Origin of the sequence: Arcobacter arenosus (assembly GCF_005771535.1) — a bacterium.
Lineage (GTDB): Bacteria > Campylobacterota > Campylobacteria > Campylobacterales > Arcobacteraceae > Halarcobacter > Halarcobacter arenosus.
Window position 1 is genome coordinate 276,568 of record NZ_VANU01000001.1, and the last position, 15,006, is coordinate 291,573.

A 15,006-nucleotide genomic window follows, 5' to 3' on the forward strand; every position below is an offset into this window, starting at 1 on the left:
TTGTTACTTGGAGTAAATATTGACCACATTGCTGTATTAAGAGAAGCTAGAAAAATCAATGACCCAAATCCTATGGATGCTTTGGGAATTTGTAAAATTGCCGGTGCAGATCAAATAACAATACACTTAAGAGAAGATAGACGGCATATCAACGATGATGATGCAAAAAACATCTGTAAACTTTCCCCTTTACCTGTAAATTTAGAGTGCGCAATTGATGAAGATATAATTGATATTGTTTGTGAATTAAAACCACATAGAGCAACGCTTGTTCCAGAAAAAAGGGAAGAAGTTACAACTGAAGGTGGACTTGATTTAGAAGCAGGATATTCAAAAATCAAAAAAGCTGTAAAAAAACTTCATGACAATGATATAGAGGTATCTTTATTTATTGACCCAGATAAAAAGATGATAGAGTTATCAAAAGATTTAAAAGTTGAATGGGTAGAGCTTCATACGGGAACATTTGCAAATTTATATGCAATGCTTTATGGAAACCTTTCAAACTCTCAACATAGTATCAAAGAGTTAGAAATAAGTAGAGAAGAGTTAAAAGAGCTACTTCATAATAGTAAAAAAGAGATAAAAAAATCTGCTTTAAAAGCTGTTGATTTAGGTTTAAAAGTAGCTGCAGGACATGGATTAAATTACCAAAATGTTACAGAAATCTCAAAATTAAAAACAATAGATGAATTAAATATAGGTCAAAGTATTATAGCTAGATCAGTTTTTACAGGACTTGAAAAAGCTATAAAAGATATGAAAGAACTATTATGAGTAAAACAATGGAAGAGAAACCTTTAATAGCAGTTTCAGTTGGTGATTTAAATGGGATTGGTATTGAAATTGCTTTAAAAGCCCATGAAAAAATCTCTAAATACTGTAAACCTCTATATTGCATAAATAAAAAGATGTTAAAAGAAGCTGCGAATCTTTTAAAGCTAGAGATTCCTGATGATTTTGATATCTTTAGTGTAAAGGGTGAATTTGAGATAAAACCAGGTCAAGTATCTAAAAGAAGTGGTAAATTTTCATATGATTCTTTTACGGAAGCTATTAACTTAGCAAATAAGAAAAAAGTTAAAGCAATAGTAACTCTTCCAATTAATAAAGAATCTTGGAATAAAGCAAATATAAAATATAAAGGTCATACAGAAGTTTTAAGGGACTTTTTTGGTGAAGATGCCATTATGATGTTAGGTTGTAAAAAATTATTTGTAGGACTTTTTACTGAACATATCCCTTTAAAAAAAGTTGCAAAATCAATTGAAGAAAAAAAGCTAACTAATTTTTTAATTGACTTTTATAATAATGTAAACTCTCCAAATATTGGTGTATTAGCACTAAATCCCCATGCAAGTGATAATGGTGTTTTAGGTAATGAAGAGGTTGAGATTTTCAAAGCTATTAAAAATGCAAATAAAGCTTTAGATAAAAAGATATTTAAAGGACCACTAGTACCTGATACTGCATTTTCTCCAATGTCAAGGAAAAACTTTAAATATTTTGTAGCTATGTACCATGACCAAGGATTAGCTCCGTTAAAGGCATTATATTTTGATCAAAGTATAAATGTAAGTCTAAATCTTCCAATTATTAGAACATCGGTTGATCATGGAACTGCTTTTGATATTGCATATAAAAATGATAGAAAATTAAACTATAAAAGTTATATTAATGCGGTTAAAGAAGCGGTAAATCTACAGGAAAATAAACTATCATGACAAGCCTTGAGTTTTGTCATGAATTAGAATTTTCAAAAATAAATTTTATTGAAAGAAAAATAAGAATTACCCACCCAAAAACTATCCTTTCTGGCCCTCCTAAATCTGGAAAAAGTTTTTTAATTTTCGATTATTTATCAAACTTTGATTCTAAAGAATATATTTATATAGACTTTAATGATACAAGAAATACTTACCAAGAGATTGAAGAAAATCTAGAAGAGTTTGTAATAAGAAATAATATAAAAGTTATAGTTTTAGAAAACTTTGATTTTCAATTTAAAATTCCATATTGTGATAGTGTAATTATTACAACTAAACAAGCAAGAAAAGAAAAAGGATTCAAAAACCTTTTTTTAAACCCTTTAGATTTTGAGGAATACTTACTTCATGATAAAAAAAATCAAAATATCACACACTTATTTAACAATTTCTTGAGATATGGGAATTTACCTGAAACTCTTCAAACCCCTGATTATAAAATCTATGAATCTTTACAAAACTTAATAAAACTAATAAATAAAGATGAAACTTGTGAAGAGATTTTAAAAATCTTAGTATTTAATATGGATGAAAAAAAATCATTAAATCAGATTTTTTTAACTTTAAAAGAAAAAATTAAAATTTCAAAAGATAAATTTTATGAAGAGTGTAAAAGATTAGAAAATGAAAAGATAATATATTTTCTTCCAAAATTTATGCAAGAAAAGGCTGTTAAAAAAATATATACCTATAACTGTGCCCTATTTTCAAGTATTACACATAAAAAGAAATTTAAAAATGAACTTACTAATCTAATCTTTTTAGAACTATTAAATCGATACAAAAAGCTTTATTATCTGGACTATATAGACTTTTATATACCAGATGAAAATATTGCAATTGTTTCTATTCCTTTTTTTAATTCAACAATAATGCAAAGTCAATTAAAAAGGATAAAAAAAGTTGCAAATGAACATGAAATAAAAGAATTATACGTAATTACAGTATCAAATAATGAGCATTTTTTTATTCAAAATTTAGAAGTAACAGTCTTACCTTTTTATGAATGGGCATTAAGCTAATTCAATTTAACGATTTTTTTAGGATATTTTAGATAAACTCGCACAATTTATAGTAGTTAAAGAGCTGGGGTATTAACTCTTTTTCATACTATTAAAAGGAATGGAATGAACAAAAGAGTACTTGTAAAATTTTCGGGGGAAGCACTAGCTGGTGCAGATGGATATGGTATTGATACTCAAATTTTAGATTACATTGCAAATGAAATCAAAGAGTTAGTTAATAATAATATTGAAGTTGGTATTGTAATTGGTGGAGGTAACATAGTAAGAGGTGTTACAGCTGCTGCTGATGGTGTTATTAAAAGAACAAGTGCTGATTATATGGGAATGCTTGCAACTGTTATAAATGGTGTTGCTATGCAAGAAGCACTTGAACACAAAGGCTTAAGTGCAAGACTACAAACTGCAATTAAGATGGAACAAATTGCAGAGCCATATATTGTAAGACGAGCAACAAGACACTTACAAAAAGGAAGAGTAGTAATTTTTAGTGCAGGAACAGGAAATCCTTATTTTACTACTGATACTGCTGCTACGTTAAGAGCAACAGAAATTGGGGCACAAATGTTAATCAAAGCAACAAAAGTTGATGGTGTTTATGACAAAGACCCAATGAAATATGATGATGCTGTTAAGCTTGAAACAATAACATATGATCAAGCTTTAGAGGATCATATCAAAGTTATGGATGATACTGCAATTGCATTAGCAAAAGATAACAAACTTCCAATTGTTGTTGCAAATATGAATGAAAAAGGTAATCTACTTAGTATAATCAAAGGTGATTACACTAAATGTTCGATTGTTAAATAAAAATAATTAAGGTTCCCCTTTTGGGAACCAATAAAAGGAAATAGTAAATGAGATTAGAAGAAAGAATGTCACAAGCTTTAAAAAAAGTTAACAACGATAGATATATTTTAGCTATTGCTGTTGGACAAAGAGCTGACGAATTAAGTAAAGGTGCAAAACCACTTTTAGATAAAAATACTCAGAATATGAAATATACTGATATTGCAATTGACGAGATTGCAAGTGGACTTTTAAAAATTGAAGGGCTTGTAGATAAAGAATAGTTATAAAGATTAAATCTTTTATAACTTTTTGATTTACAATAATTTATGGATCCATTTATTCTAAAAATTCAAAGTATCAATAATTTAAAAGATGCTATTGAACTACTTTATTCAGAAACTAAAATTACTCAAAAGTTACAAGAGATTCTTGACTTTGCTATTGAAGCCCATGAGGGTCAATTTAGAAAAAGTGGAGAGCCTTATGTAACGCATCCTATTTTAGTTGCTTGTGTGGCTGCACGTTTTTCAAACGAAGAGGATATCATAGCAACTGCACTATTACATGATGTAGTAGAGGATACAAAATTTAACCTTGAGTTCATCAAAGAAAAATGGGGTGAAGATATTGCCCATATGGTTGATGGACTTACTAAAATTGATGAGATTAGAGAACATGAACTTGTTCCTTCAAACTCAAATACAAAACTAATATCATCAGCTTTAACTTTTAGAAAAATGCTTATTGCTTCAATTGATGATGTTAGAGTTTTAGTTGTAAAATTATGTGATAGACTTCATAATATGCTTACACTTGGTTCTTTACCACAAAATAAGCAGCTTAGAATTGCTGAAGAAACTATGGTTGTTTATGTACCAATTGCACATAGACTTGGTATCTCTACAATAAAAAATACCTTAGAAGATTTAGCTTTTACATATATTTATCCAAATGAATTTACTAAAATAGATAATTTTATAAAAGAGCATGAACATGCTATTCAATTAACTTTCAATAAGTTTATCTCTTCAACTAAGAAGCTTTTAGAGAAAAATGGCTTTGATTTAAGTAAAATCCAAATAAATAGTAGAATAAAACACTATTACTCAATATACCTAAAGATGCAAAGAAAAGGTGTAACAATTGATGAAGTTTTAGACCTACTTGCAATAAGAATTTTAGTTGAAGATGATATTGATTGTTATAAGGTTTTAGGTCATTTACATATGGAATATAAACCTTTAATTTCAAGATTTAAAGATTATGTAGCAACTCCTAAAGAGAATGGGTATAGAACAATCCATACTACAGTTTTTTATAATTCAAAAATATATGAAGTTCAAATTAGAACTTATGAGATGAATAAAGTTGCTGAATATGGTGTTGCTGCTCACTGGAAATACAAAATTGGTGAAGCTCAACAACCAAATTTAAATTGGCTTGAATCATTAGAATATTCTAACGATAATATTGAAGAATTTTATCATGATACAAAAGCTGACCTTTATTCTGAGGAGATTACAGTTTATTCTCCGCAAGGTGATACTTTTAACTTGCCAAGGGGTGCTACAGCTTATGATTTCGCATATGCTGTTCACACTGATGTTGGTAAAAATGCAGTTGAATGTAATATTAATAAAATTAAAAAACCCCTTTTAACTGAATTACATAGTTCAGATATAGTTTCTATTAAAACTGTAGACTATGCAATTCCAAGATGTTCTTGGATTGATTTAGTTAAAACTAATAGAGCAAAAAAACAAATTAGAGCTTTATGTTCACAAAGATTAAAAGAGATAGATGAATTAACAGGAAGAAATATCATAAATTCTGTTTTTAAAACTATAATTCCTGATGTTGTAAGCAGATACAAAGTAGATTCACTATATAAAGTACCACATATTCTTGATTACTTTAAACATGTAAAACATGAGATTGAAAAAAATATCATTAGTGGGCAAGGTTTTGTAGCAAGATTTAAAATTTACACTAGTAAAATTAAAAAATTAAAATTTGACAATATGATTATATATTCAAATTTTAGTATTAATTCTGTATCATTTGACCACTGCTGTCATCCAAAATTCAATGATGAAATTGTTGCTTTTAAAGAGGGTAACAAAGCTGTGATTCACCACAAGATGTGTGATAAAGCTTACAAAAAAATCATGAGTAATGAAGAGATGCTTTATTGTCAATGGACAAAAGATACATTGTATCAATATAAAATGGTTGTTAGCCTACCAAATACAAAAGGTGAATTAGCAAAACTATTAATGCATATGAGTCAGTATGAGGGTTATATATTAAAAATAGATTATGGTAGAGAAAAACATTCATATAGACAATATTGTGATATTGAATTTGAAATGAACAATTCTAACGTTGAAGAGGTTAGAAAAATTATAGAGAAAAAAGCAAAAGTGATTGAATTTTTTTCTAAAAACGATGCATATAAATCATAAAAAGAGGATAAATGGAAGAGAAGATTAAAGAAGCCCTAGCTGAAATTCAAAGAGGAACAGCTGAAATAATTGATATAGAAGGTATTGAAAAATTACTAAAAAACTATTATGAAAACGGTGAGAACTTCTATGTTAAAGCAGGATTTGACCCTACTGCACCAGACTTACACCTAGGACATACTGTATTAATTCAAAAGCTTGCAACATTCCAAAAATTTGGAGGAATTGTACAATTTTTAATTGGAGATTTTACGGCAACAATTGGAGATCCAACAGGAAAAAGTGAAACAAGAAAAGTTTTAAGTGAAGAGGATGTTTTAGAAAATGCACAATCTTATAAAGAACAAGTTTTTAAAATTCTAGATCCAGAAAAAACAGAAGTGAAATTTAATTCAAAATGGTTAAAAGAGCTTGGAACTGGTGGATTAATATCACTTGCGTCAAACTTAACAGTTGCAAGAATGCTTGAAAGAGATGATTTTGCTAAAAGATATGCTTCAAATACACCAATTGCAGTAAGCGAGTTTACTTATCCTTTACTTCAAGGTTATGATTCAGTTGCAATGGGTACAGATATTGAACTTGGTGGAACTGATCAAAAGTTTAACTTACTTATGGGAAGAACTTTACAAAAAGCATACAATACAGGTAAACAACAAGCTGTATTAATGATGCCAATTTTAGAAGGTTTAGATGGTGTTCAAAAGATGTCTAAATCTTTAGGAAATTATATTGGTGTAACAGATAATCCAAACGATATGTTTGGGAAAACTTTATCAATTTCAGATGAATTAATGTGGAGATATTATGAACTATTATCTTCTAAATCACTAAAAGAGATTGAAGATTTAAAAACTGGTGTGGAAAATGGTTCTTTACACCCTAAAAAAGTAAAAGAAGAACTTGCAATGGAGATTGTTGAAAGATTTCATGGTGAGGGACAAGGGGAAATTGCAAAAGCTGAATTTGAAAAAATATTTGCTAAAAAAGATATCCCTACAGATATGCCTGAATATGAAATGACAGCAGGAATTTGGCTTTGTCAGGCATTAGTTGATGCAAAACTTGTTAATTCAACTTCACAAGCAAGACGTGATGTAAAAGCAAATGCAGTTAGTATAAATCAAGAAAAAGTAACAGATGAAAAACTAAATTTAGAAGTTGGAGAGTATATTTTACAAAAGGGTAAAAAAAGTTTCGCTAAGATAATAATAAAATAAAATAAGGCCAATAATTTTGAAAATAGGAAAATATGAAATCAAACATCCAATAATTCAAGGTGGAATGGGTGTAGGAATTAGCTGGGATCAATTAGCAGGTAGTGTTAGTAAAGAAGGTGGCCTAGGAGTTATCTCTGGAGTTGGAACTGGTTATTATAAAAACTTAAGTGAAAATGTTAACATAATTACTAAAAAAGATAAACCAAAAGATGTGGCAAACTTTTATAGTAAAGATGCACTAAAAGAGATTTTTAACAATGCTAGAAAACTTTGTGGTGATGCCCCATTAGCTTGTAACGTACTTTATGCAATTAATGATTATGGTAGAGTTGTTCAAGATGCCTGTGAAGCAGGAGCAGATATTATAATTACAGGTGCTGGATTACCTACAAATATGCCTGAATTTACAAAAGATTATCCAGATGTTGCATTAGTTCCAATTGTATCTTCTGCAAGAGCATTAAAACTTATTTGTAAAAAATGGCAAAGATATAACAAAATTCCTGATGCAATCATTGTTGAAGGTCCTTTAAGCGGTGGTCATCAAGGGTTTAAATATGAAGATTGCTTTAAAGAAGAGTTCCAATTAGAAAATATTATTCCTCCAGTTATCGAAGAAGCAAAAAAATGGGGAGATATTCCAATTATTGCTGCAGGTGGAGTATGGGATAAAAAAGATATTGACAAATTTATGGATATGGGTTGTGCGGGTGTTCAAATGGCTACTAGATTTATTGGTACCTTTGAATGTGATGCAGATGAAAAATTCAAAAATGTTCTTCTAAATGCAAATGATGATGATATTAAACTTATGAAATCTCCAGTTGGCTTACCAGCAAGGGGAGTTAGAACTAATCTTCAATGGTCAATAGAAAATAATACTGCACCAAAAGTTCAATGTATTTCAAACTGTGTAGCTCCATGTAATAGAGGAGTTGAGGCAAAAGCAGTTGGATATTGTATTGCAGATAGACTTGGAGCAGCTTATCTTGGAGATGAAGATACTGGATTATTCTTTTCAGGTTCAAATGGATACAAGATTGACAAAATTATTTCTGTACATGAATTAATGGAAAAACTAACTAAAGGAGAATAAAATTTTTAAAAAATTTATTCTTCTACTATTTCTTATTACTACTATAATATACGCTTCTGATAATCTAAGGGAAGAGTATAATTCAGCAAGAATAGCTTATTTAAAAGCTGTTCTTAATAATAATCAAGACAAAGAGATACAAAGTTTACAAACCCTTATAAATACGGGAAAAAAACTAAACCTTAATGTAAATAAATATGAAAAAGAATTAAAAAAATATAATGGTTCTTTGGTTAAGAGTATAAGAATTGAACCTATTAAAATTGAAAATTCTAAAAAAATTGAACCTATTAAAATCGAACCTATTAAAGTTGATAAAAAAATTAAACCCATTAAAAATGTAAAAATATCTAAGCACAATGTTAATAACTCAATATATTCAATTAAATCTGTAGTTGACGAAAACAATCAAATTATTATAACTTTTAACACAAATGTCACTAAAGATTATGTGAAGTTTTATGAAAAAAAGATAAAAAATGGTACACAAGATATTTATGAATTAAAGGGTAATTTTAAAGATGCATTTCCAACTAAATTAAAAATTGATGGTGTAAAACAAATAGTTATTAAACAAGAAGATAAAAACACTTTAAAGATTTTATTTGAAGATAGAAAAAATTTAAAAACTGTTTATCATGTAAATAAAGACACTATCAAAATTACAGTACTTGGTCTAGATAAAAGTTCTACTAAAAAACCTATTGCTAAAATAGCGAAAGAGAAAAAGATATATCTTCCAGGAAAAGGGAAAATTGTTGTTTTAGATGCTGGACATGGAGGGAAGGACTCTGGTGCAGTTGGTGGAAAAAATAAATATGAAAAAGTGGTTGTTTTTAAAATAACAAAATACTTAGAATCATACTTAAAACAAAGAGGATACAAAGTATACCTTACTAGAAACTCTGATAGATTTATTAAAGTAAATAATAGAACAATACTAGCAAATAAAAAGAAAGCTGATATATTTATCTCAATTCATGCTAATGCTGTTCCAAAATCAAAAGCAAGAGAGATGGAAGGTGTTGAGACATTTTTCCTAAGTCCTGCAAGAAGTGAAAGGGCTAAAAGAGTTGCAGCATTAGAAAATAAATCTGATGTTAGAAATATGAGTGGTTCTACAAAACAAGCCTTCTTGGAATCATTAAACAGACCAAGAATAACAGCATCCCATAAACTTTCAATTGATATTCAAAGAAACATGCTTTATAGTGCAAGAAAAATATATAAAGATGTAGTTGATAGTGGTGTTAGAGAAGGTCCATTTTGGGTACTTGTTGGAGCTCAAATGCCATCAGTTTTAATCGAAGTTGGATATATAACTCACCCAAAAGAGGGGAAAAGACTATTTTATTCTAAATATCAAAAAGGTTTAGCTTTAGGTATTGCTAATGGAATCGATGCTTATTTCGCAAAAAATCCTTAACCTCTTTAATTAATTTTTTTTGTTTCTTTTTGATTCTAGGTAAGTCTTCAATATCGAAAAACTTTACCTTAGAATTTTCCCAAGATAAAAGATATTTATATAAAGTATCATTATAAAAGAAGCTATCAATATTTAAAACATTTTTTGAGTTAATAAGCCAAACTCCAATATCTTTAGATTCATTCTTTTGGGAAAAATACTCCTCAAAATCATCTATATCAACTCTTATAGATGATTCCTCAAAAAACTCCCTTTTAGCACATTCTTTTGCGGTTTCATTCTTATCTTGAACACCCTTTAAACAGCCCCATTTGTCATAACTTTTTACTGATTTGCAAAGTAATATTTTAATTTTCCCATCTTTTATTTTATAAGGGATTACACCATAAGCATACTCTTTAGGCATCTATACCAACTCTTTTTTTATAAATTATAAATGAAATAACAAACCATAATAAAAGTGGAACAAGTAAAGAAAATTCTGGTTTTATTACTCCACTATTTGAAAATTTGTGTAACATAAAAAATATTCCCCAAATAACTAAGGTTCCAAATACAGAAAAAGAAGTAAAGGTTCCTAAATTAAAAAATCTTCTATTTAAAGAACTAAAAGCAAATATCATCATCATTAAAGGGATAATAAAAAAAGGAATAAAAGTTTCATAATATATTGCAGCTCTAATCTTATCAGTATTAACACCCTGCTCACTTAATAAAGTTAATGCTGAAATAGCATCAAGTATAGAAAAATTTGATTTTGATTCATACACATTATCTAAAATTTTAGGCTTAAACCCTTCAAGTGTATTTAAAAATTTTTCATATCTAACCTCTAATTTAGAAGTTTGAAAATCTAAATCTTTTGGCTTTTTTACAATTTTTGCATCTATTATATACCATTTATCATTTTGGAAAATTGCTTTTTTAGCAATTATTGTTTCAACGATATCATCATCAACAACTTTATATATATGAATATTTTGAGCTTCTTTCTTCAAAGGATATAGATTTTCAAAATATATAAAATTGTCATTATATTTTAAAAAAATATCTGATTTCATACTACTGAAGTAATTTCCATCTAAAATCTTATTTTTTTGTTCATAAGAATAGGCAACAGGTGTCATTTGAAGCATTATCTGCATAAGTATTAATGAAAAAGCACTAAGTATAACTGGAATATAAATTTTAAGTCTTTTAGCTCCCAATGAACTAAAAGCAACCAATTCATTATTTCTAATAAAAATTACCAAGGTTACTACCCATGCAAAAACTAAAGACAAGGGGAGTGTTAAGAAAAGTGAAAATAACGTGTTATACATTAAATACAAAAATTGCAAGTTTGCAGAATCTGGAAGATTCTTAGAGTTTTGTAAAAAATCCATACCTACAAAAAATAGTTCTAGGGAAATTAAAACAATAAAAAAGTGTAATAGGTATTTTTTTAAAATATATTTTGTTAATATGCTCATATTATTTTAATGTAAATTTTGATTTTACTACATCAATATCTTCAACTTTTAGTGCGTCTATTGCTTTTATAGTATGAGAGATTATATCTTCTAATTTATTTAATTCTTCTTTTGAAAAGTTTGATAATACATAATTTGCCACTTGTGTCTTATCTTGCGGCTTACCAATTCCAATTCTTACCCTAATATAATCTTTACCAATATAAGAATCAATTGATCTTAAACCATTATGACCGCCATGACCACCACCAATTTTAAATTTAACACTTCCAAAAGGTAAATCTAAATCATCATGAATAACTATAATATTTTCATTTTCTAATTTATAATATTCTTTGATTGAATGAACAGCCTCTCCTGAGTGGTTCATATAAGTTTTAGGTTTTGAATAAAGATTGTAACCTGATTTAAAAAGGTCTGATTTGAAGTTTGATTTATTTATGTTTGAAGTTGTTAGATTTTTAGTTATCTCATCGATAACTAAAAATCCTATGTTGTGTCTAGTTAATTGATACTTATCACCAATATTACCAAGACCTACAATTAAATGCATTAAAAAACCTAATTACTTAGCTTTAATAACACCTACAACTGGAACTCTTGGGTCTAAGAAACATTGTACACCTTCTGGCATAGTTAAGTCTCTAACTAAGATATTGTCACCAGTATCAAGATCAGCAATTTGTAAATGGAAAGACTCTGGTAAGTTTTCAATTGTACATTTAACTGGAACTCTTTTTTTGTGGAATACAAAAAGACCTTTGTTTTTAAGACCTTTTGGAGTACCTTCAACTGTTACTGGAACTTTATAAGAAGTTCTAACACCTGGTTGAGCAATCATTAAATCAACATGTAATAAATCAGAAGTGATTGGACATTTTTGATACTCTTGTACTACAACTTTAACTGTGTTTTCACCAACTTTTACATCAAATGCAATAGTTGTTTTATTTCTTAAAAATTTAATGAATTCATTCTTTTTGAATGCAGCATTAATATTTTCTAAACCTTTTCCATAGATATTTGCAATTAAGTAACCATCTTTTCTTAAAGATTTAGTTTCTTGTTTTGTCATACTATCTCTTACGATACCCTCTAACATAACATTCCTTTGTTTTAAATTTTGGACTGCGATTTTACTAAAAGTTTTATAAAAGTTAGTTTAATGAAAGTATAAGTTTTATTTTTTATTTAATCTTTTTATATAAAAAAATAAAGAATCAAGTTCCTCTTTCGTTAAAAAATATGTTGGCATAACCTTTGAATCTGTTTTGTCAGCAGTCATTTTATCGATAAATACTTCATAACTTACATTATTGATTGCAGGTGCAATTATAGATTTTTCTACTAACTTTTTTGTTTTTTTATCTTTCTCTTTATATTTTGCAATTATAACTGGTTTGTCACCTTTTTTATGGCAAGAAATACACCCTACTCCCCTTGGATTTTCATAAAGCATAGCTCCATATTCAAATCTTGTAATAAATGAATTATCAAGGGTATTTTTAGTTGCAGAAAATAATAAACTTGATAAAAATATAACTGATAAAATTAGTCTCAATTGTAACCTCTAAGATGTAATGCTATATTAAAAATTTTTTGGATATTATATCAACCTAAATTTAAATACATATGAGGCTATAAGAGTATGACTATATTAGATGGTAAAGCATTATCGGACAAGATTAAAGAAGAAGTAAAAGTTGAAGTTGAACAACTTCAAAAAGAAAAACATATAACTCCTGGTTTAGCAGTAATATTAGTTGGAAATGATGCAGCAAGTGCTACTTATGTAGGGATGAAAGCAAAAGCGTGTAAAAATGCTGGTATTTATTCAGTAGTTCATGAAATGCCAGATACAATTTCACAAGATGAAATATTAGATATTATTGACAGAATGAATGAAAACCCAAACCTTGATGGAATTTTAGTACAACTTCCATTACCTCCACAAGTTGATACTACAACAATTCTTGAAGCAATTGACCCACAAAAAGATGTTGATGGTTTCCACCCATACAATGTTGGAAGAATGGTTTCAAACCTTGATGCATTTTTACCTGCAACTCCATTTGGTGTTATGAGAATGTTAGAAGAGTACAATATAGATTTAGTTGGGAAAAATGTTTGTATTATTGGAGCATCTGACATTGTTGGTAAACCAATGGCAGCACTAATGATAAATGCAAAAGCAACAGTTGAAGTTTGTAATTCAAAAACAAAAGATTTAAAAGCTCATACTTTAAATGCAGATATACTAATTGTAGCAGCTGGAAGAGTTAACCTTGTAACAGAAGATATGGTAAAAGAGGGAGCTATTGTAGTTGATGTAGGAATTAACAGACTAGAAACAGGAAAACTAGTTGGTGATGTTGATTTTGAAGGATGTAAAGAGAAGTGTTCATATATTACTCCAGTTCCAGGTGGAGTTGGACCAATGACTATTGCAATGCTTCTAAAAAATACAGTTAAAGCGGCTAAACTAAGAGAAGATAGAGAAAGTAAATAGATGTTAGGCAAAATATACAAGTGGTCTAGCTCTTGGACAGGTACAGTTGTAATTGTTCTAGCAATTATATTCTTTATAGCTCAAGCTTTTGTAATCCCTAGTGGAAGTATGAAAAATACTTTACTAATTGGGGATATGCTTTTTGTAAAGAAATTTTCTTATGGAATACCAACACCAAGAATACCATGGCTTGAAGTTAAAGTTTTACCAGACTTTAATGATAATGGTCATTTAATAGAGGGGGATAAACCTCAAAGGGGTGATATTGTTGTATTTAGATATCCAGGAAATGAAGCAATTCACTATGTAAAAAGGTGTGTTGCAGTAGGTGGGGATATTGTTGCACTTAAAGATAAACACCTACTTCTTCACCCAAATGAAGGTAATGAGTTTGTAAAAGAAAATTACAAAGGTTATCAAACAATAGAAGCTGATGGAAAACTATTTGTAGTAGATCCATATAGAAAAGATCATCCAGGAATCCATAATGACCCATCAGTTACAAAGAATGGTTTAAATCCATACCAACTATTTGATTTAATGCCTGTTCTTATTCCTGAGGGTGAATTTTTTATGATGGGTGATAATAGAGATCACTCTAATGACTCTAGATTTTGGGGTACAGTTCCTTATAAATTTATTGTAGGTAAACCTTGGTTTATATATTTTTCTTGGGATGAGAATAAAGAGATTAGATGGGACAGAGTTTTTAGAACACCTGAATCAATAGAACAAGAGATGATGGGGAAAGAGATAGAAATAAATCATAAAGAGGGAATTTATTAATGAAGTATTTTATAGCAGCAGACCATGCAGGTATTGATATTAAAGCATATGTAAAAGAGTTATTTGAAGCAAGAGGTCATGAAGTTGAAGATTTAGGACCTTATTCAAAAGATAGAGTTGATTATCCAGATTTTGCAGCAAAAGTTTGTAAAGAAGTTTTAGCAAATGAAGGAAGCAAAGGTATTTTAATTTGTGGTTCAGGGATTGGGATGAGTATGGCTGCAAATAAATTTGATGGTATTAGAGCAGCTCTTTGTCACAATGAATATAGTGCAAAAATGGCTAGAGAACACAATGATGCAAATGTAATTTGTATGGGTGAAAGAGTTTCTGGTTATGGGATGGTTGAAGCTATAGTTGATGCTTGGTGTAATTCATCTTTTGAAGGTGGAAGACACGAAGGTAGAGTTGAAAAAATCAATAATCTTTTTGGAAGCTGTAGAGTTTAA

General features: G+C 28.8%; 17 protein-coding genes. 12 read left to right on the forward strand and 5 right to left on the reverse strand.

Annotated features, from left to right (window positions below; genetic code table 11):
• From FDK22_RS01445 to FDK22_RS01485, 9 genes are all read left to right on the forward strand, one after another.
• On the forward strand, positions 1-777 hold the full coding sequence (locus FDK22_RS01445; RefSeq protein ID WP_138151025.1) for a pyridoxine 5'-phosphate synthase: 777 nt from the start codon (positions 1-3) through the stop codon (positions 775-777).
• Entirely contained in the window at positions 774-1,724 is a 951-nt protein-coding gene (gene pdxA, locus FDK22_RS01450) for a 4-hydroxythreonine-4-phosphate dehydrogenase (RefSeq protein ID WP_228711609.1), read from the forward strand. The genes FDK22_RS01445 and pdxA overlap by 4 nt, the downstream gene beginning before the upstream one ends.
• Positions 1,721-2,788, forward strand: coding sequence for an ATP-binding protein (locus tag FDK22_RS01455; protein WP_138151027.1), 1,068 nt, complete (start codon positions 1,721-1,723; stop codon positions 2,786-2,788). The genes pdxA and FDK22_RS01455 overlap by 4 nt, the downstream gene beginning before the upstream one ends.
• 105 nt (positions 2,789-2,893) lie before the next feature.
• Positions 2,894-3,601, forward strand: coding sequence for a UMP kinase (gene pyrH / locus FDK22_RS01460; RefSeq protein ID WP_138151029.1), 708 nt, complete (start codon positions 2,894-2,896; stop codon positions 3,599-3,601).
• A gap of 47 nt (positions 3,602-3,648) precedes the next feature.
• Entirely contained in the window at positions 3,649-3,864 is a 216-nt protein-coding gene (locus tag FDK22_RS01465; RefSeq protein WP_138151031.1) for a DNA-directed RNA polymerase subunit omega, read from the forward strand.
• 45 nt (positions 3,865-3,909) lie between these two features.
• Positions 3,910-6,048 carry a RelA/SpoT family protein gene (locus FDK22_RS01470; protein WP_138151033.1) on the forward strand — a complete coding sequence of 713 codons (2,139 nt, stop codon included), beginning with the start codon at positions 3,910-3,912 and terminating at the stop codon, positions 6,046-6,048.
• Between the two features lie 11 nt (positions 6,049-6,059).
• Complete coding sequence (gene tyrS, locus FDK22_RS01475) at positions 6,060-7,268, forward strand: tyrosine--tRNA ligase (protein WP_138151035.1); 1,209 nt, start codon at positions 6,060-6,062, stop codon at positions 7,266-7,268.
• Positions 7,269-7,284: 16 nt separating this feature from the next.
• Positions 7,285-8,364: a nitronate monooxygenase gene (locus tag FDK22_RS01480; RefSeq protein ID WP_138151037.1), complete on the forward strand. Its 1,080-nt coding sequence runs from the start codon at positions 7,285-7,287 to the stop codon at positions 8,362-8,364.
• Positions 8,365-8,593: 229 nt separating this feature from the next.
• Positions 8,594-9,790 (forward strand): N-acetylmuramoyl-L-alanine amidase family protein, encoded by a 1,197-nt coding sequence (locus FDK22_RS01485; protein WP_228711610.1) that lies wholly within the window; start codon positions 8,594-8,596, stop codon positions 9,788-9,790.
• On the opposite strand, the gene FDK22_RS01490 is transcribed toward FDK22_RS01485, so the two are convergent.
• From FDK22_RS01490 to FDK22_RS01510, 5 genes are all read right to left on the reverse strand, one after another.
• On the reverse strand, positions 9,753-10,196 hold the full coding sequence (locus FDK22_RS01490) for an NUDIX domain-containing protein (protein WP_138151041.1): 444 nt from the start codon (positions 10,194-10,196) through the stop codon (positions 9,753-9,755). The genes FDK22_RS01485 and FDK22_RS01490 overlap by 38 nt on opposite strands.
• Positions 10,189-11,262, reverse strand: a complete 1,074-nt coding sequence (locus tag FDK22_RS01495) for an LptF/LptG family permease (protein ID WP_138151043.1) — start codon at positions 11,260-11,262, stop codon at positions 10,189-10,191. Before FDK22_RS01495 ends, FDK22_RS01490 begins: the two co-directional genes overlap by 8 nt.
• 1 nt (position 11,263) lies before the next feature.
• Positions 11,264-11,815, reverse strand: coding sequence for an aminoacyl-tRNA hydrolase (pth, locus tag FDK22_RS01500; RefSeq protein ID WP_138151045.1), 552 nt, complete (start codon positions 11,813-11,815; stop codon positions 11,264-11,266).
• A gap of 12 nt (positions 11,816-11,827) precedes the next feature.
• On the reverse strand, positions 11,828-12,364 hold the full coding sequence (locus tag FDK22_RS01505; RefSeq protein ID WP_138151047.1) for a 50S ribosomal protein L25/general stress protein Ctc: 537 nt from the start codon (positions 12,362-12,364) through the stop codon (positions 11,828-11,830).
• A 78-nt stretch (positions 12,365-12,442) separates the two neighbouring features.
• A complete protein-coding gene (locus tag FDK22_RS01510) occupies positions 12,443-12,823 on the reverse strand; it encodes a c-type cytochrome (RefSeq protein ID WP_138151049.1) in 381 nt (126 codons plus the stop codon).
• A gap of 87 nt (positions 12,824-12,910) precedes the next feature.
• On the opposite strand from FDK22_RS01510, the gene folD reads away from it, so the two are divergent.
• The 3 genes from folD to rpiB are packed head-to-tail and all read left to right on the forward strand — an operon-like array spanning position 12,911 to position 15,006.
• Complete coding sequence (gene folD, locus FDK22_RS01515) at positions 12,911-13,771, forward strand: bifunctional methylenetetrahydrofolate dehydrogenase/methenyltetrahydrofolate cyclohydrolase FolD (RefSeq protein WP_138151051.1); 861 nt, start codon at positions 12,911-12,913, stop codon at positions 13,769-13,771.
• The gene (gene lepB, locus FDK22_RS01520; RefSeq protein WP_138151053.1) at positions 13,772-14,557 is read left to right on the forward strand and encodes a signal peptidase I; all 786 of its coding nucleotides are present in this window, start codon (positions 13,772-13,774) and stop codon (positions 14,555-14,557) included. It abuts the gene before it with no gap.
• On the forward strand, positions 14,557-15,006 hold the full coding sequence (gene rpiB, locus FDK22_RS01525; RefSeq protein WP_138151055.1) for a ribose 5-phosphate isomerase B: 450 nt from the start codon (positions 14,557-14,559) through the stop codon (positions 15,004-15,006). The genes lepB and rpiB overlap by 1 nt, the downstream gene beginning before the upstream one ends.

Coding starts and splice junctions, on each gene's coding strand:
- FDK22_RS01455 (WP_138151027.1), top strand. CDS start 1,721: ATGACAAGCCTTGAGTTTTGTCATGAATTAGAATTTTCAAAAATAAAT.
- pth (WP_138151045.1), bottom strand. CDS start 11,815: ATGCATTTAATTGTAGGTCTTGGTAATATTGGTGATAAGTATCAATTA.
- rpiB (WP_138151055.1), top strand. CDS start 14,557: ATGAAGTATTTTATAGCAGCAGACCATGCAGGTATTGATATTAAAGCA.
- pdxA (WP_228711609.1), top strand. CDS start 774: ATGAGTAAAACAATGGAAGAGAAACCTTTAATAGCAGTTTCAGTTGGT.
- FDK22_RS01505 (WP_138151047.1), bottom strand. CDS start 12,364: ATGTTAGAGGGTATCGTAAGAGATAGTATGACAAAACAAGAAACTAAA.
- FDK22_RS01465 (WP_138151031.1), top strand. CDS start 3,649: ATGAGATTAGAAGAAAGAATGTCACAAGCTTTAAAAAAAGTTAACAAC.
- lepB (WP_138151053.1), top strand. CDS start 13,772: ATGTTAGGCAAAATATACAAGTGGTCTAGCTCTTGGACAGGTACAGTT.
- FDK22_RS01495 (WP_138151043.1), bottom strand. CDS start 11,262: ATGAGCATATTAACAAAATATATTTTAAAAAAATACCTATTACACTTT.
- folD (WP_138151051.1), top strand. CDS start 12,911: ATGACTATATTAGATGGTAAAGCATTATCGGACAAGATTAAAGAAGAA.
- FDK22_RS01490 (WP_138151041.1), bottom strand. CDS start 10,196: ATGCCTAAAGAGTATGCTTATGGTGTAATCCCTTATAAAATAAAAGAT.
- tyrS (WP_138151035.1), top strand. CDS start 6,060: ATGGAAGAGAAGATTAAAGAAGCCCTAGCTGAAATTCAAAGAGGAACA.
- FDK22_RS01470 (WP_138151033.1), top strand. CDS start 3,910: ATGGATCCATTTATTCTAAAAATTCAAAGTATCAATAATTTAAAAGAT.
- pyrH (WP_138151029.1), top strand. CDS start 2,894: ATGAACAAAAGAGTACTTGTAAAATTTTCGGGGGAAGCACTAGCTGGT.